The organism is Cytobacillus firmus (genome assembly GCF_023715565.1).
Lineage (GTDB): Bacteria > Bacillota > Bacilli > Bacillales > Cytobacillaceae > Cytobacillus > Cytobacillus firmus_C.
Genome location: NZ_JAMBOJ010000029.1, coordinates 15,125 through 31,353, shown reverse-complemented (window position 1 = coordinate 31,353; position 16,229 = coordinate 15,125). Strand labels below are relative to the sequence as shown.

The following is a 16,229-nucleotide window of genomic DNA, read 5'->3' as shown; positions in this document are numbered from 1 at the left end:
CTCCTTCCTAGTATGAGTGTTATTTTAATTATGCAGTATATCTTACCAGCGGTAGTGAGCAAACGCTTTGTTTGCTTCTGCCATTTTGTGCGTATCTTCACGTTTCTTAACAGATGCACCAGTGTTGTTAGCTGCATCAAGAATTTCGTTAGCTAAACGCTCTTCCATTGTCTTTTCTCCGCGAAGACGCGCATAGTTTACTAACCAGCGAAGACCAAGAGTAGTACGGCGGTCAGGACGCACCTCAACTGGTACTTGGTAGTTTGCACCACCTACACGGCGTGCTTTAACTTCAAGTACAGGCATGATGTTTTTAAGCGCCTGATCGAAAACTTCCATTGGTTCTTTGCCAGTGCGCTCGCTGATGATATCGAACGCAGAGTAAAGAATTGCTTGAGATTTACCTCTCTTACCATCAGTCATCATTTTGTTGATCAGACGGCTAACTAGCTTTGAGTTGTAAATCGGATCCGGCAATACGTCTCTTTTTGCTACAGGACCTTTACGTGGCATGGATTGTTCCTCCTTTCAAAGATGGTTGTCTATTAAATAGAATTATTTTTTTGCTGCTTTTGGACGCTTAGCACCGTATTTAGAACGGCCTTGCATACGGTTGTTAACACCAGCAGTATCTAAAGCGCCGCGCACGATGTGATAACGCACACCCGGTAAGTCTTTTACACGTCCTCCACGGATAAGAACAACACTGTGCTCTTGAAGGTTGTGCCCGATACCAGGGATGTAAGCATTAACCTCGATACCATTTGTTAAACGAACACGAGCATATTTACGTAATGCAGAGTTCGGTTTCTTTGGAGTCATTGTACCAACACGAGTACAAACACCACGCTTTTGAGGTGAAGCTACATTTGTTTGAGCTTTTTTGAAGCTGTTGTAGCCTTTGTTAAGAGCAGGTGAATTTGACTTCTCAGACTTAGTTTGACGAGGCTTGCGCACTAATTGATTAATAGTAGGCATTTGATTTTTCCTCCCTTCGAATTTGTTTAAGCCCACACATCCAGGTGGTTCATTTTGTTACAAAAACAAAGTTCTTGCAGATACCAATCTACAAAAACAGTTTTTAAATAGATATGGCAACAGCTGCTGCCCCAACTTCGATTCCACATGCCTTTCCGAGTTTTTTCATCGAATTGACATACACAATCGGAACGTTCATTTCAGTTGCTGTACTAACCACTTTTGCTGTAACTCTAGGATCAGCATCACTGGCTACTACGACTTCATCGATTGTTCCCAGTTTAAGAGCTTTGACTGTTTGCTTTGTTCCTACAATAATACTTTTTGCCTGCAATACTTTATCATAAGACATTTACGACATCCTCCAAAGTATCCGGTGAATAGGAGCACCTTTGCAATAGTAACACCTTCATATATCAATGTCAATAAGCAAAATGATTTTTATTTCGTTTATTCACTATAAAATGCGGCACTTGCTTTCAAATAAGCAAGCACCGCAATGATTAAATTATTCTACAGTAACAGTATCTTCTGCAGCTTCCTCGTTTGTATAAGGCTCTGCTCTTCTGTATCGCTGCATGCCTGTTCCAGCAGGGACAAGCTTACCAATAATTACATTTTCTTTCAGGCCAAGAAGCTCATCGCGCTTGCCTTTGATCGCTGCATCGGTAAGAACTCTTGTTGTCTCCTGGAAGGATGCTGCTGATAAGAACGAATCTGTTTCAAGAGATGCTTTTGTGATACCCAGCAGAACCGGACGTCCTGTTGCAGGCATTTTACCAGCAAGAATGGCTTTTTCATTGGCATCTGTAAATTGATGGATATCAAGCAGTGTACCTGGAAGCACATCTGTTTCTGCCGCATCAATTACACGCACTTTGCGAAGCATCTGGCGAACCATTACTTCGATATGCTTATCGCCGATTTCAACACCCTGCATGCGGTATACCTTTTGAACTTCACGCAGCAAGTATTCCTGAACAGCTGTTACATCTCTCACTTTAATTAACTCTTTAGGGTCAATGGAACCTTCAGTCAGTTCCTGACCACGCACTACTTCGTCGTTCACAGCTACTTTTAAACGGGCTGTGTAAGGTGCTGTGTAAGTCTTGGACTCAACTTCACCCTGTACAACAATTTCCTGTTGGCGATCGCGGCCTTCATTTAAGCCGACTACAACACCATCGATCTCTGAAATAACTGCCTGACCTTTAGGGTTACGCGCTTCGAAAATTTCCTGGATACGCGGTAAACCTTGAGTGATATCGTCTCCTGCTACACCACCGGTATGGAAGGTACGCATTGTTAACTGAGTACCTGGTTCACCGATGGATTGGGCAGCGATAATACCTACTGCTTCACCAACTTCAACCTCTTGACCGGTAGCTAAGTTGCGGCCGTAGCACTTCTTACATACACCATGGCGGGTGTTACAAGTGAATGCTGAACGGATCCATACCTTTTCAATGCCAGCTGAAACAATTTCGACTGCACAATCTTCAGTGATCAATCCATTTTCAGGCACGATCACTTCATTTGTCTCAGGATGTTTGATATTTCTTCTTGCATATCGGCCAATCAGACGCTCTTCAAGCGCTTCAATAACTTCAGTGCCATCCTTAAGAGACGCGATAAGCAAGCCGCGGTCAGTTCCGCAATCGTCGTCACGAACGATGACATCCTGCGCAACATCAACAAGGCGGCGAGTCAGGTAACCTGAGTCAGCTGTTTTAAGAGCCGTATCGGCAAGACCTTTACGGGCACCGTGTGTGGAAATAAAGTACTCGAGTACTGTTAAACCTTCACGGAAACTTGATTTGATCGGTAATTCAATAATACGTCCAGCCGGGTTGGCCATCAGTCCGCGCATACCGGCTAACTGAGTGAAGTTGGACGCGTTACCACGGGCACCGGAGTCACTCATCATGAAGATTGGGTTGGATTTATCCAATGACTTCATTAGTTTTGCCTGGATATTATCTTTCGCTGCACTCCAGATTGAAATAACACGATCATAACGCTCGTCTTCGGTAATAAGACCGCGTCTGAACTGTTTCATTACATTATCAACCTTGCTCTGTGCTTCCTGGATAATTTCCTGCTTCTCCCTTAATACTACGATGTCAGCAACACCGACTGTAATACCAGCTTTTGTGGAGTGCCTGAATCCTAGGTTCTTCATGCGATCAAGCATTTTAGACGTTTCCGTAATTTTGAAACGTTTAAAGACTTCCGCAATGATGTTTCCAAGGATTTTCTTCTTAAACGGATCTACCAGAGGCATTTCCTTGATAACGGCAGCTACATCAGTAGCAGGCTCTACAAAATATTTCACAGGAGTTTCAATCTCAAGGTTTTCTTTTGTAGGCTCGTTAATGTAAGGGAATGTTTCAGGCAGAATTTCGTTGAATATAAGTTTACCAACCGTAGTTAATAAAAGCTTCTTGTTTTGTTCTTCAGTGAAAGTCTGATTATTTAAGGATCCAGCATGGACAGCTACTCTAGTATGCAAGTGAACATATCCATTTTGATAAGCAAGCAGAGCTTCGCTTGTATCTTTAAAAATCATACCTTCGCCAACGGCGCCAGCTCTTTCCAGTGTCAGGTAATAGTTACCCAGTACCATATCCTGAGAAGGAGTAACAACTGGCTTACCGTCTTTTGGATTCAGAATGTTCTGTGCTGCCAGCATCAGCAAGCGTGCTTCTGCCTGTGCTTCAGATGAAAGCGGCACGTGAACAGCCATTTGGTCACCGTCAAAGTCTGCGTTGTAAGCAGTACATACAAGCGGGTGAAGACGAATAGCGCGCCCTTCAACTAATGTCGGTTCAAATGCCTGAATGCCGAGTCTGTGAAGAGTCGGGGCACGGTTAAGCAATACAGGGTGCTCTTTAATAACACTTTCAAGAACATCCCAAACTTCCGGCTGTACTCTTTCTATTTTGCGCTTTGCAGATTTGATGTTGTGGGCTAAGCCCTTCTCCACCAATTCTTTCATAACGAACGGCTTGAATAATTCCAATGCCATTTCTTTCGGAAGTCCACACTGGTACATTTTTAAGTTTGGTCCTACGACGATAACCGAACGTCCGGAATAGTCAACACGCTTACCAAGCAAGTTCTGGCGGAAACGCCCTTGTTTCCCTTTAAGCATATGCGATAGGGATTTTAACGGACGGTTTCCTGGTCCAGTTACCGGTCTTCCGCGGCGGCCGTTATCAATTAGCGCATCTACCGCTTCCTGAAGCATGCGTTTTTCATTTTGAACAATAATGCTTGGAGCACCAAGGTCCAATAAACGCTTCAAACGGTTGTTGCGGTTAATTACACGGCGGTACAGGTCATTCAGGTCGGAAGTAGCAAAACGTCCACCATCCAGCTGTACCATCGGACGAAGCTCCGGAGGAATAACCGGAAGAACGTCTAAGATCATCCAGGACGGTTCATTCCCGGAACCACGGAAAGCTTCAAGTACTTCCAGGCGCTTGATTGCACGAGTGCGTCGCTGACCCTGGGCAGTTTTCAGTTCCTCTTTAAGGGTATCTACTTCTTTGTTGAGATCTATGTCAGAAAGAAGCTTTTTAATGGATTCAGCACCCATGGATGCCTGGAACTTGTTTCCGTATTTTTCACGGTATGCACGGTACTCTTTTTCAGAAAGCAGTTGCTTCTTCTCAAGAGCCGTATCGCCAGGATCCGTTACAACATAAGAAGCGAAGTAAATAACTTCCTCAAGTGCACGCGGAGACATGTCCAGCACGAGACCCATACGGCTTGGAATGCCCTTGAAATACCAAATGTGGGATACAGGGGCTGCAAGTTCAATATGGCCCATTCTTTCACGGCGAACTTTTGCACGTGTTACTTCAACGCCGCATCGGTCACAGACCACGCCTTTGTATCGAACACGCTTATACTTTCCACAGTGACATTCCCAGTCTTTTGTCGGTCCGAAAATGCGCTCGCAGAATAAACCGTCTTTTTCTGGTTTTAATGTACGATAGTTGATCGTTTCAGGCTTCTTAACTTCACCATGTGACCAAGAACGTATCTTATCCGGTGAAGCAAGACCTATTTTCATATACTCGAAATTGTTTACATCTAGCAAGGGGCCTACCTCCCTTTTGATCTCCGGGTTTTACCCTTATTGCTCAAACAGCAGCAAAGTGCCAATAATATCCCCAGCGGCATCCGCCATGATGGCGGAGCGCCAAGGGATGAAGGAATTTATATTAAATTATTCTTTCGTAACTGCTTGCTCTTCGTTTTGCGTTTCCGGAGCGATTGTCAATGATTCAGCCTGCTGAACTTCATCTTCATCTTCCATGTCGCGCATTTCAATTTCTTCTTCATCGCCGGATAGGATCTTAACATCCATACCTAAACTTTGAAGTTCTTTGATCAGTACCTTGAATGATTCCGGTACACCTGGTTCAGGAACATTCTCGCCTTTGACGATTGATTCATAAGTCTTAACACGTCCAACCACGTCATCGGACTTAACTGTTAAGATTTCTTGAAGTGTATAAGCAGCACCATATGCTTCAAGTGCCCAAACCTCCATCTCACCGAAACGCTGTCCGCCGAACTGAGCTTTACCGCCCAATGGCTGCTGCGTAACAAGAGAGTAAGGTCCTGTTGAACGGGCATGAAGCTTATCGTCAACCATGTGTGCCAGTTTGATCATATACATGACACCAACAGATACACGGTTGTCGAACGGCTCGCCTGAACGTCCATCATAAAGGACAGTCTTCGCATCACGCGCCATGCCTGCTTCTTCGATCGTTGACCAAACATCTTCCTCACGTGCACCATCGAATACAGGAGATGCAACATGGATGCCAAGAGCTCTGGCAGCCATACCAAGGTGAAGCTCAAGCACCTGTCCGATGTTCATACGTGATGGAACCCCAAGAGGGTTTAACATGATGTCTACTGGAGTGCCATCCGGCAGGTAAGGCATATCTTCCTCCGGTAAAATACGGGAGATAACACCTTTGTTACCGTGACGTCCGGCCATCTTGTCACCTTCAGAGATTTTACGCTTCTGAACGATATATACGCGTACAAGCTGGTTAACACCTGGAGGAAGCTCGTCTCCGTCTTCTCTGTTAAATACTTTAACATCAAGTACAATACCGCCGCCGCCATGTGGCACACGAAGGGATGTATCACGGACTTCACGGGCTTTTTCACCAAAGATTGCGTGCAATAGCCTTTCTTCAGCTGTCAGTTCCGTTACCCCTTTAGGAGTTACTTTACCAACCAGAAGATCGCCATCTTTTACTTCCGCACCTGTACGGATAATTCCGCGTTCGTCCAGGTTGCGCAGTGCATCTTCCCCGACGTTAGGGATATCTCTTGTGATCTCTTCAGGTCCAAGCTTTGTATCGCGTGATTCTGATTCATATTCTTCAATATGGATGGATGTATAAACATCATCTTTTACAAGGCGCTCACTCATGATGATCGCATCCTCGTAGTTATAGCCATCCCATGTCATGAATGCTACAAGAACGTTGCGTCCAAGAGCTAATTCACCAAGTTCCATAGAAGGACCGTCAGCAAGGATTTCTCCCTTTGTTACACGGTTGCCAACAGCGACAATTGGACGCTGGTTATAGCAGGTTCCCTGGTTGGAACGGATGAATTTAAGCATTCTGTATTTATCAAGATCGCCTTTAACTTCCTGGCCATCCACGTTTTGAATGCGGCGAACCCAAACTTCACGGGCTTCTACATGCTCAACAATTCCCTCATGTTTACAGATGACTGCAGCACCTGAGTCCTTACCTGATACATATTCCATACCAGTTCCCACTCTTGGCGCTTCCGGCTGCATCAATGGCACTGCCTGACGCTGCATGTTCGCTCCCATCAGGGCACGGTTGGAGTCATCGTTTTCAAGGAATGGAATACATGCTGTAGCAGCAGATACTACCTGTTTTGGCGATACATCCATGTAGTCAACACGGTCGCGTTTGACAACTGTGTTCTCACCTTTGAAACGGGCAACTACTTCTTCGTCTAGGAATGAACCATCATCACCAAGAAGTGCATTCGCCTGGGCCACTACATAGTTATCCTCTTCATCGGCTGTCAGATAGTCAATACGGGCTGTAACTTTTCCGGTCTCAGGGTCGATTCGGCGATATGGTGTTTCAATAAAGCCGAAGCGGTTCACCTTCGCAAAGGAAGATAATGAGTTAATCAAACCGATGTTTGGTCCCTCAGGCGTTTCAATCGGACACATACGGCCATAGTGAGAGTAGTGAACATCACGGACTTCGAAGCCGGCACGTTCACGCGTCAGACCACCCGGCCCTAACGCAGAAAGACGGCGCTTATGCGTAAGTTCAGCAAGCGGATTCGTCTGGTCCATAAACTGGGACAACTGAGAGCTTCCAAAGAACTCTTTAATTGACGCAATAACAGGGCGGATATTAATCAGCTGCTGAGGTGTAATCGTATTTGTATCCTGGATGGACATTCTCTCGCGGACCACACGCTCCATACGGGATAAACCGATGCGGAACTGGTTCTGCAATAGTTCTCCGACTGAACGAAGACGTCTGTTTCCAAGATGATCAATATCATCTGTATCTCCTACAGAATGCAGAAGGTTAAAGAAATAACTGATAGATGCAATGATGTCAGAAGGCGCAATGTTTTTCACTGCTTCTTCCACATAGGCATTGCCAATCACATTGATGACTTTTTCGCCATCTTCATTAGGCGCGTAAATCTTAATAGACTGAAGCAATACTTCATCATCTACTACTCCACCTAATAGGCTTACCGTTTTGAAGCCGATATCCTTCTCAAGGTTAGGAATAATGCGGTCTAATGTACGGCGGTCAAGTGTAACGCCTTTTTCCGCAATAATTTCGCCAGTTTCTGGATCCACAAGCGTTTCAGCCAGTTTTTGGCCAAACAGGCGGTTTTTAATATGAAGTTTCTTATTGATCTTATAGCGTCCAACGTTCGCAAGGTCATAACGCTTTGGATCAAAGAATCTTGAGACAAGCAGGCTTTTCGCATTTTCGACCGTTGGCGGTTCGCCCGGACGAAGGCGCTCATAAATTTCAAGGAGCGCTTTATCTGTGCTTTCCGTATTGTCTTTTTCAAGCGTGTTGCGAATGTACTCGTTGTCTCCAATCAAATCAATGATCTCTTGATCAGAGCCGAACCCAAGTGCACGCAAAAGAACCGTAACGGGCAGTTTCCGAGTACGATCTATTCTGACGTATACGACGTCTTTGGCATCTGTTTCATACTCAAGCCATGCGCCGCGGTTCGGGATTACGGTTGCTGAATAGCCTTTTTTCCCGTTTTTATCAAGCTTTCCACTGAAGTATACGCTCGGAGAACGCACTAACTGGGATACGATGACACGTTCCGCTCCATTAATAACGAACGTACCTGTCTCTGTCATAAGCGGGAAGTCACCCATAAAGACATCCTGGTCTTTAACTTCGCCTGTTTCTTTGTTTACAAGACGCACTTTCACACGTAAAGGTGCAGAATATGTAACATCTCGTTCTTTCGATTCCTCAACGGAATATTTTGGTTCGCCAAGGCTGTAATCAATAAATTCAAGCGACAAATTACCAGTAAAGTCTTCAATCGGAGAAATATCATGGAACATTTCTCGTAAACCCTCATCAAGAAACCATTGATAAGAAGAGGTTTGGATTTCGATTAGATTTGGTAATTCTAAAACTTCACTGATTCGTGCGTAACTTCTACGTTGGCGGTGTCGTCCATACTGAACTAGTTGACCTGTCAACTGATTCACCCCTCAAATCAAGCGTTATTGTTGCTAATAGCAATTTATATCATCCTATAAGAAAAGCGATGAGCGCCTGCCTATCGGTTCAGGTATTAGCGACTGGACCGATGGCGCACGAAGCCAGCCAGTATAACTGGCCCAGAAACCGGGCTTCTCCCCAAAAAAGGCACAGGGAGATAAGCCAAGCTTCCATTCTTATAAGACAAAAAGAAAAAGGGTTTTCACTTCAAAAACCACATTTTCACAATACGACTATTATTTTGTTAGCTTTCCCATTAAAACCAATTTTATACAACTATTAGATAAATTTAGTTATAAATAGGAATATAATATGTTGGCATTTTACAATACTATCATAGCAAAAAAGTCAAGTCAATCTTTTTTTGCTCTTAATATTAAATAGCCTTTTTTCTTTTCTGCTGTCTCCACTTCACCGAATAACTCTGTCAGTTTATCGATCGCAGATGGTGCACCCTGCTTTTTCTGGATGACAACCCATAGCTCTCCGCCCGATATCAGAGCCTCGAAGCTTTGTTCAAAAATATCATGTACTATCTTCTTCCCGGCGCGGATTGGCGGGTTTGTCAGGATAGCCGCAAACTTATTGCCTTTCGTACTTTCAAGGCGGTCACTTTCATAGATTTGAACATTTTTAATGCCATTCAATTCTGCATTTTCCTTCGCCAGGCCAAGTGCCCTCTCATTTACATCAACCATATGGACTGTCCGTTCCGGCATAAGCTTTGCAGCAGTCAGCCCGATAGGCCCATATCCGCAGCCGACATCGAGAATATTCCCATCCACTTCCGGCTGTTCAAATGTTTCGATCAATAACTTAGATCCAAAATCCACTTCACCCTTAGAAAAAACACCATTGTCTGTTTTAAAACGGAAAGGGAACTCCTTTAAAGTATAGCTCCAGGTTTTAGGGCTGCTATCAACTTGCTGTGTTTTGGAATAGTAGTGTTCAGACATGAAATCACCTCCAGGAGAATATATAAGAAGATAAAAGGAGAATCACTAATTATATGGGTTCGAAGGAATTATATAAGATTGCCCACTAAAAAGCAAAAAGTTAAAGAATAATGTAATTTCGACCCCAAAACAAAAAGCCCGCTTAAGCAGCGGACTTTTCATAAAGGCTATTACTTAACTTCAACGCCAGCTCCAACTTCTTCAAGCTTAGCTTTAACTTCTTCAGCTTCTTCTTTAGAAACGCCTTCTTTAAGAGCTTTTGGAGTGTTGTCAACAAGTTCTTTCGCTTCTTTAAGTCCAAGACCTGTGATTTCACGTACCACTTTGATAACTTTGATTTTTTGGTCGCCTGCAGAAGTAAGAACAACTTCAAATTCAGTTTGCTCTTCAGCAGCGCCACCAGCAGCAGCTCCGCCCATCATTGCTACAGGAGCAGCAGCAGTTACACCAAATTCTTCTTCGATAGCTTTTACTAAGTCGTTTAGTTCTAAAACAGTCATAGATTTAACTGCTTCAATGATTTGTTCTTTAGTCATGATTATGTTTCCTCCTTATTTTTGGTTTGAATCTATTAGTTTAACGCTAAAATTAACTTACGCGCCTTGTTCTTCTTTTTGATCTGCAACAGCTTTTGCAGCAAGAGCAAGATTGCGGATAGGTGCTTGAAGTACGCTGAGTAGCATAGAAAGCAAGCCTTCGCGTGATGGTAGTTCAGCAAGAGCTTTGACATCTTCTACTGAAGCGATATTTCCTTCGATTACACCTGCTTTAATTTCAAGTGCTTCATGCTTTTTCGCGAAATCATTAAGGATTTTCGCTGGAGCAACAACATCTTCTGTGCTGAACGCGATTGCGTTAGGTCCAGTTAAAGACTCGTTTAAACCAGAAAGTTCAGCAGCTTCAGCAGCACGGCGAGTCATTGAATTCTTGTATACTTTGAATTCCACGCCAGCTTCACGAAGCTGTTTACGAAGTTCAGTAACTTCTGCAACAGAAAGACCACGGTAGTCAACAACAACTGTTGATAAACTTGATTTAAGCTTATCAGCAATTTCGTCTACGATTTGTTTCTTTTGTTCGATAACGCTGCTCATCCTTACACCTCCTGTAGAATTTTCTACATTCATACCGTCCAATAAAAAACCTCCACGACTTTGCAGACATGGAGGAAGTATACAATAGCAAGAAAAAGCAATTCTATCGTAATACCTCGGCAGGAAATTAAGCAATTAAGCACCTGCTGTCTACGGCACAAATGTTATTATATTTTAACAACAAAATACATATTACAGCATGTATTTTAGAATGTCAATTGTTATTATTTAACTGCAACAGATGAAGGATCTACTTTAACGCCAGGTCCCATTGTAGAAGTAACAGAAACGTTCTTCATGTAAGTTCCTTTAGCAGCAGCAGGCTTCACTTTCATCATTGTGTCGAAAATAGTGTTGAAGTTTTCAACAAGCTTTTCGTCTTCGAAAGATACTTTACCGATTGGCACGTGGATGTTACCAGCTTTGTCAACACGGTATTCAACTTTACCTGCTTTGATTTCGTTAACTGCTTTTTGAACGTCAAAAGTAACTGTGCCAGTCTTAGGGTTTGGCATTAAGCCTTTAGGTCCTAATACGCGGCCAAGTTTACCAACTTCACCCATCATGTCAGGTGTAGCAACGATTACATCAAAGTCGAACCAGCCTTGGCTGATTTTGTTGATGTATTCAGAATCACCTACGAAATCTGCTCCAGCAGCTTCTGCTTCTTTCGCTTTTTCGCCTTTAGCGAATACAAGAACGCGCTGAGTTTTACCAGTTCCGTTTGGAAGAACAACTGCTCCACGGATTTGCTGGTCAGCTTTCTTAGGGTCAACTCCAAGGCGGAATGCTACCTCAACAGTTGCATCAAATTTTGCAAAATTAGTTTTCTTCGTAAGTTCAATTGCTTCAGCAATCGGATAAGCTTTTGAAGAATCAACAAGCTTCACAGCTTCTGCGTACTTCTTACTTTTTTTAGCCATTTTTATTTCCTCCTTGATTGTGGTTTTAGCGGAATAACCTCCCACGAGTAAAAGCGAGGGCGTCTTGGTTGAAGGCGCCGCTGCTCAACACGAAAAGCGGAGGCGCCCATTAAGGCGCCCGCTCTTGACAGAACAAAGGTTGCGAGTGAAACCAAATTCAACGTCGCAACCTCATCCCTTAATCTGCTTCATACATGGATTAATCTTCGATAACGATACCCATGCTGCGTGCAGTACCTTCAACCATACGCATTGCAGCTTCTACGCTTGCAGCGTTTAGGTCAGGCATCTTTGTTTCAGCAATCTCGCGTACCTTGTCACGCTTGACTGTTGCTACTTTATTACGGTTTGGTTCACCAGAACCAGACTCGATTCCAGCCGCCTTCTTAAGAAGAACTGCAGCAGGAGGAGTTTTCGTAATAAATGTAAATGAACGGTCTTCAAAAACCGTGATTTCAACAGGAATGATTAAGCCAGCTTGTTCAGCTGTACGAGCGTTAAATTCCTTACAGAATCCCATGATGTTAACACCTGCTTGACCTAGTGCCGGTCCTACCGGTGGTGCAGGGTTTGCCTTACCTGCAGGGATTTGCAGCTTTACAAGTTTGATTACTTTTTTAGCCACGAGACACACCTCCTTAAAGTCCGTGATGTGGTAATAGGGAAATCTCCCTCCCACTCAACTTATAGTCTTTATATTAAGATAAAGAACTTTTAACTATTGTCCAGTCTCTTTGTCCGAGACATACTGACCTTTGAAATATTATCACTTTTCAAAGCCAATTTCAAGTTTTTTTACAAAGATATATTAAAGTACTTTCACAGAAGGCTGATTCTTACAGTTTTTCAATCTGTGAAAAATCAAGTTCAACCGGAGTGTCGCGGCCAAACATGTTCACAAGCACTTTAATCTTCGCCTTATCTTTATCAATATCTTCAATCGATCCTGTGAAGTTCGCAAACGGACCTTCGTTCACCTTTACCGTTTCGCCGATCTCAAAATTGATATCAAAGCGGGCTTCTTCAACACCCATATGCTTAAGAACTTGAGTAACTTCCTCAGGCAATAGCGGAGTAGGCTTTGAACCTGAACCTGCCGAACCTACGAATCCGGTTACACCCGGAGTATTTCTTACTACATACCAGGAATCATCTGTCATTACGATTTCCACCAGTACATAACCAGGGAAGACCTTGCGCTTCACTACCTTTTTCTTGCCGTTCTTTAATTCTGTTTCTTCTTCTTCAGGGACTACCACCCGAAAGATCTTATCTTGCATACCCATTGATTCAACACGCTTCTCCAGATTGGCTTTTACTTTATTTTCATAACCGGAGTACGTATGAACAACATACCAATTCTTTTCCATTTACGAGGACTTGTTCGTCCTTCCCTCCCTGTATTCAACAATTTATTATTTTTCTCCAAATTAAAAAACCCGTTTCCGGGCTTTGCAAATGTTTCCTGTGTTATTCTCCATTATACCATGGAAACTCAGGGGTTATTCAAGAATTAAACGAATCAATTCAGAAATTCCCAGGTCAAGCACTGCAAAAAACAGAGCGAAGAACGTAACTGTAGCAAGAACAGTAACAGTATAGCTTGTCAGCTCTTTGCGTTTAGGCCAGCTGACCTTTCTCATTTCCCGGCCAACTTCACGGAAAAAATTTACGATGCGCTGCATTTCGTAACCCCCAACTTTCGAAAGATATATCCTTTAACAAGAAGCGAAAGCGGCTTCAAAATCAGACCGGTCTTTCAATCAGTCTAAAACACTCAGCTTCAGTCTATTAAAAGAACAAACTTCTTATCTATATAATCACTTTGTTTCTTTATGGATCGTATGAGCACTGCATGTGCTGCAGAATTTCTTTAATTCCAGCCTTGCAGCATCATTTTTACTCGCAGTGGAATAATTTCTGGATCCACATACGGAGCATGCTAAAATTACCTTTTTCATATTTCCACCTACTAACTCACATTACGCCCTTAAAACTTTAACACGCACCCCAAAACATGTCAATAACTGCAAAAAAAGCAAGGTGTTGGAAAATTATGCTACAGGGAAAATTCGCGCACTTCCAGATATCTTTCCAGCTTTCTCTTCACCCGCTGCAGAGCATTGTCAATCGATTTAACATGTCGGTTCAGTTCTTCGGAGATTTCCTGATAGGACTGCCCATCCAAATAAAGAGCAAGCACCTTGCGTTCAAGGTCACTCAAAAGCTCAGACATTTTCACTTCAATATGGTCAAATTCTTCCTGGTTGATAATCAGCTCTTCAGGGTCCATAACCTTTGCCCCGGAGATCACATCCATAAGCGTTCTGTCCGATTCCTCATCATAAATGGGCTTGTCCAGAGACACATATGAGTTCAGCGGAATATGCTTTTGGCGGGTCGCCGTCTTAATGGCGGTTATGATTTGCCTGGTGATGCACAGTTCGGCAAACGCTTTAAATGAAGACAACTTGTCCTCTTTAAAGTCTCGGATCGCCTTGTATAAGCCGATCATTCCCTCTTGTACAATATCTTCTTTATCTGCGCCAATCAAAAAATAGGATCTTGCTTTTGCCCGGACAAAGTTGCGGTACTTATGAATCAGATAATCCAGCGCCTCACTCTCTCCCTTATGCACGAGCTCCACTATTTCTTCGTCCTCTAGCTGTATAAAGTCTATAAGATTTTCGTCGATTGTCTTGAAGTCAGCACTCACTAGGATCCCCCCGACCGTACAAGCATGGTTAGAAACATTATACAGCACGGTTTTTTCAAGCGTCAACCGCTCATTGGCCTCCTCTGCGCCATTTTTCAAAAATTTCTGCCACTTCATCACTGAGATGTATCTTGGAAACTGGCTTTTTCTCTTGAATTTTTTTTACTTTTTTTTCGATGCTGCTTTCAATCAAATTCATTTCATTCAAGAGCTCCCTCGCTGATTTCCTTAGGGCTCCTTGGCCAAATATGACCCATTGCTCTGTGAAATCGGAGGTTGCTACATGAATTTGAGTTTTAATATTACTGAGATCGATAGCCAATTTTTCGATGCGTTCATCTGCCGTTTCATTATTCCGCGTGAAAATAACTTCAACCTTTGAATTCTTAAACTTTTTTTCCGTGCCCTTTACGTAGTGGGCATCAAACACGACAATCACTCTGTACCCGGAATATCCCTGGTACTCGGCCATTTTTTCAATCAGGCGGTCTCTGGCTGAGGATAAGTCCTTGTCTTTGAGCTCCCTGAGTTCTGGCCAAGCACCAATTATGTTGTATCCGTCAACAAGAAGGATGTCCATTTTTATCCCTCAAGCGGGTGCCGTTTCCGATAAACCTCATACATGAGTAGTGCAGCGGCAACTGATGCATTAAGGGAGGTAACATGTCCAGCCATCGGCAGGTTAATGAGGAAGTCGCATTTATCACGTATCAGGCGGCCCATTCCTTTTCCTTCACTGCCAATCACAAGGCCTAAAGGCATCGCTCCATCCATCTGGCGGTAGTCCTGTTTTCCTTTCGCATCCGTACCGGCAATCCAGACTCCTCTTTCTTTTAATTCATCAATCGTCCTTGACATATTGGTAACACGGACAACCGGAATATACTCGATAGCACCTGTTGATGCTTTAGCTACCGTTGCTGTAAGCCCGACCGCTCTCCTCTTCGGGATAATGATCCCATGGGCACCGACTGCATCGGCCGTTCTCATGATGGATCCCAGATTGTGCGGATCTTCAATTTCATCCAGCAGCAGGAAGAATGGTGCTTCATTTTTCTTTTCTGCAACTGCAAACAGATCATCGATTTCTGCATATTGGTAGGCAGCAACCTGTGCAATGACTCCTTGATGATTTCCCTCTGCCATTCCATCTATTTTTTTCTTGGGTACAAACTGGACCAGCACCCCGGCTGATTTCGCCAAACCGATTACCTGCTGCATCTGCCCGCCCTGCGAACCTTCTGCAATAAAAATCTTATTAATATCCCTCTCTGACTTCAATGCTTCAATAACGGGATTCTTCCCAATGATAAAATCCTGGCTCATTTTACCGCTCCTCCTTTCTTTTTCTCAACTAAATCTATGGATTCCAGAATCAGCTCTTCCATCCGCTCCTGTCTTTTCGCTAAAAACAGATAGCCGATCAGCGATTCAAAAGCTGTGCTGTATCTGTATGTTTGGACATCTGTATTTTTTGGCACCGAACCGGACTTGGCATTCCGCCCCCTGCGGACGACCGCCAGTTCTTCTTCTGTCAGCCGTTCAGCGTCTATTAATTCATGAATGATAAGGGACTGGGCTTTTGCAGAAACATACCGGGTCGCCTCTTTGTGGAGAAAGTGTGGCCTGACCCGTCCATTTTGCAGGAGATGGTGGCGTATATAGGTCTCAAATACTGCGTCTCCCATATACGCCAGGGCAAGACTATTCAATTGTTTTTCATCTACTTTGTTATCATAGTGAAGCAT

The 16,229-nt window shown here is 43.6% G+C and carries 17 protein-coding genes and 1 other annotated feature; all 17 genes read right to left on the bottom strand.

What is annotated here, in order from left to right; all coding sequences use genetic code 11:
* Nucleotides 1-42: 42 nt before the first annotated feature.
* The 17 genes from rpsG to M3205_RS13105 all read right to left on the bottom strand — a co-directional run bounded on the left by rpsG (nucleotide 43) and on the right by M3205_RS13105 (nucleotide 16,229).
* Complete coding sequence (rpsG, locus tag M3205_RS13185; RefSeq protein WP_095246002.1) at nucleotides 43-513, bottom strand: 30S ribosomal protein S7; 471 nt, start codon at nucleotides 511-513, stop codon at nucleotides 43-45.
* A 42-nt stretch (nucleotides 514-555) separates the two neighbouring features.
* Nucleotides 556-978 carry a 30S ribosomal protein S12 gene (gene rpsL, locus M3205_RS13180; protein ID WP_009336562.1) on the bottom strand — a complete coding sequence of 141 codons (423 nt, stop codon included), beginning with the start codon at nucleotides 976-978 and terminating at the stop codon, nucleotides 556-558.
* A gap of 103 nt (nucleotides 979-1,081) precedes the next feature.
* Nucleotides 1,082-1,330 carry a 50S ribosomal protein L7ae-like protein gene (locus M3205_RS13175; RefSeq protein WP_251170338.1) on the bottom strand — a complete coding sequence of 83 codons (249 nt, stop codon included), beginning with the start codon at nucleotides 1,328-1,330 and terminating at the stop codon, nucleotides 1,082-1,084.
* Nucleotides 1,331-1,486: 156 nt separating this feature from the next.
* Complete coding sequence (rpoC, locus tag M3205_RS13170) at nucleotides 1,487-5,086, bottom strand: DNA-directed RNA polymerase subunit beta' (protein ID WP_251170337.1); 3,600 nt, start codon at nucleotides 5,084-5,086, stop codon at nucleotides 1,487-1,489.
* Between the two features lie 129 nt (nucleotides 5,087-5,215).
* On the bottom strand, nucleotides 5,216-8,779 hold the full coding sequence (gene rpoB, locus M3205_RS13165; protein WP_251170336.1) for a DNA-directed RNA polymerase subunit beta: 3,564 nt from the start codon (nucleotides 8,777-8,779) through the stop codon (nucleotides 5,216-5,218).
* A 366-nt stretch (nucleotides 8,780-9,145) separates the two neighbouring features.
* A complete protein-coding gene (locus tag M3205_RS13160; RefSeq protein WP_251170335.1) occupies nucleotides 9,146-9,748 on the bottom strand; it encodes a class I SAM-dependent methyltransferase in 603 nt (200 codons plus the stop codon).
* Between the two features lie 170 nt (nucleotides 9,749-9,918).
* The gene (gene rplL / locus M3205_RS13155; RefSeq protein WP_095246007.1) at nucleotides 9,919-10,284 is read right to left on the bottom strand and encodes a 50S ribosomal protein L7/L12; all 366 of its coding nucleotides are present in this window, start codon (nucleotides 10,282-10,284) and stop codon (nucleotides 9,919-9,921) included.
* Nucleotides 10,285-10,341: 57 nt separating this feature from the next.
* Nucleotides 10,342-10,842 (bottom strand): 50S ribosomal protein L10, encoded by a 501-nt coding sequence (gene rplJ, locus M3205_RS13150; protein WP_251170334.1) that lies wholly within the window; start codon nucleotides 10,840-10,842, stop codon nucleotides 10,342-10,344.
* 34 nt (nucleotides 10,843-10,876) lie between these two features.
* Nucleotides 10,877-11,016, bottom strand: a sequence feature (ribosomal protein L10 leader region).
* A gap of 50 nt (nucleotides 11,017-11,066) precedes the next feature.
* Nucleotides 11,067-11,810 carry a 50S ribosomal protein L1 gene (gene rplA / locus M3205_RS13145; protein WP_341036569.1) on the bottom strand — a complete coding sequence of 248 codons (744 nt, stop codon included), beginning with the start codon at nucleotides 11,808-11,810 and terminating at the stop codon, nucleotides 11,067-11,069.
* A 154-nt stretch (nucleotides 11,811-11,964) separates the two neighbouring features.
* The gene (gene rplK / locus M3205_RS13140; RefSeq protein ID WP_009336545.1) at nucleotides 11,965-12,390 is read right to left on the bottom strand and encodes a 50S ribosomal protein L11; all 426 of its coding nucleotides are present in this window, start codon (nucleotides 12,388-12,390) and stop codon (nucleotides 11,965-11,967) included.
* 211 nt (nucleotides 12,391-12,601) lie between these two features.
* The gene (nusG, locus tag M3205_RS13135; protein ID WP_251170333.1) at nucleotides 12,602-13,135 is read right to left on the bottom strand and encodes a transcription termination/antitermination protein NusG; all 534 of its coding nucleotides are present in this window, start codon (nucleotides 13,133-13,135) and stop codon (nucleotides 12,602-12,604) included.
* Nucleotides 13,136-13,267: 132 nt separating this feature from the next.
* Nucleotides 13,268-13,450, bottom strand: a complete 183-nt coding sequence (gene secE / locus M3205_RS13130; RefSeq protein WP_251170332.1) for a preprotein translocase subunit SecE — start codon at nucleotides 13,448-13,450, stop codon at nucleotides 13,268-13,270.
* 135 nt (nucleotides 13,451-13,585) lie between these two features.
* Nucleotides 13,586-13,726: a 50S ribosomal protein L33 gene (gene rpmG / locus M3205_RS13125; protein ID WP_251170331.1), complete on the bottom strand. Its 141-nt coding sequence runs from the start codon at nucleotides 13,724-13,726 to the stop codon at nucleotides 13,586-13,588.
* A gap of 98 nt (nucleotides 13,727-13,824) precedes the next feature.
* Nucleotides 13,825-14,481: an RNA polymerase sporulation sigma factor SigH gene (gene sigH, locus M3205_RS13120; protein WP_009336536.1), complete on the bottom strand. Its 657-nt coding sequence runs from the start codon at nucleotides 14,479-14,481 to the stop codon at nucleotides 13,825-13,827.
* A 70-nt stretch (nucleotides 14,482-14,551) separates the two neighbouring features.
* Nucleotides 14,552-15,061 (bottom strand): NYN domain-containing protein, encoded by a 510-nt coding sequence (locus M3205_RS13115; RefSeq protein ID WP_251170330.1) that lies wholly within the window; start codon nucleotides 15,059-15,061, stop codon nucleotides 14,552-14,554.
* 2 nt (nucleotides 15,062-15,063) lie between these two features.
* Nucleotides 15,064-15,807: a 23S rRNA (guanosine(2251)-2'-O)-methyltransferase RlmB gene (gene rlmB, locus M3205_RS13110; protein WP_251170329.1), complete on the bottom strand. Its 744-nt coding sequence runs from the start codon at nucleotides 15,805-15,807 to the stop codon at nucleotides 15,064-15,066.
* A complete protein-coding gene (locus tag M3205_RS13105) occupies nucleotides 15,804-16,229 on the bottom strand; it encodes a Mini-ribonuclease 3 (protein WP_197204291.1) in 426 nt (141 codons plus the stop codon). Before M3205_RS13105 ends, rlmB begins: the two co-directional genes overlap by 4 nt.

Bases quoted from the DNA above. Each gene is read 5' to 3' on its own strand.
- nusG (WP_251170333.1), bottom strand. From the start codon at position 13,135: ATGGAAAAGAATTGGTATGTTGTTCATACGTACTCCGGTTATGAAAAT.
- rpsL (WP_009336562.1), bottom strand. From the start codon at position 978: ATGCCTACTATTAATCAATTAGTGCGCAAGCCTCGTCAAACTAAGTCT.
- rpsG (WP_095246002.1), bottom strand. From the start codon at position 513: ATGCCACGTAAAGGTCCTGTAGCAAAAAGAGACGTATTGCCGGATCCG.
- M3205_RS13115 (WP_251170330.1), bottom strand. From the start codon at position 15,061: ATGGACATCCTTCTTGTTGACGGATACAACATAATTGGTGCTTGGCCA.
- rlmB (WP_251170329.1), bottom strand. From the start codon at position 15,807: ATGAGCCAGGATTTTATCATTGGGAAGAATCCCGTTATTGAAGCATTG.
- rpmG (WP_251170331.1), bottom strand. From the start codon at position 13,726: ATGAAAAAGGTAATTTTAGCATGCTCCGTATGTGGATCCAGAAATTAT.
- M3205_RS13175 (WP_251170338.1), bottom strand. From the start codon at position 1,330: ATGTCTTATGATAAAGTATTGCAGGCAAAAAGTATTATTGTAGGAACA.
- rplJ (WP_251170334.1), bottom strand. From the start codon at position 10,842: ATGAGCAGCGTTATCGAACAAAAGAAACAAATCGTAGACGAAATTGCT.
- M3205_RS13160 (WP_251170335.1), bottom strand. From the start codon at position 9,748: ATGTCTGAACACTACTATTCCAAAACACAGCAAGTTGATAGCAGCCCT.
- rplL (WP_095246007.1), bottom strand. From the start codon at position 10,284: ATGACTAAAGAACAAATCATTGAAGCAGTTAAATCTATGACTGTTTTA.
- secE (WP_251170332.1), bottom strand. From the start codon at position 13,450: ATGCAGCGCATCGTAAATTTTTTCCGTGAAGTTGGCCGGGAAATGAGA.
- M3205_RS13105 (WP_197204291.1), bottom strand. From the start codon at position 16,229: ATGCTTCACTATGATAACAAAGTAGATGAAAAACAATTGAATAGTCTT.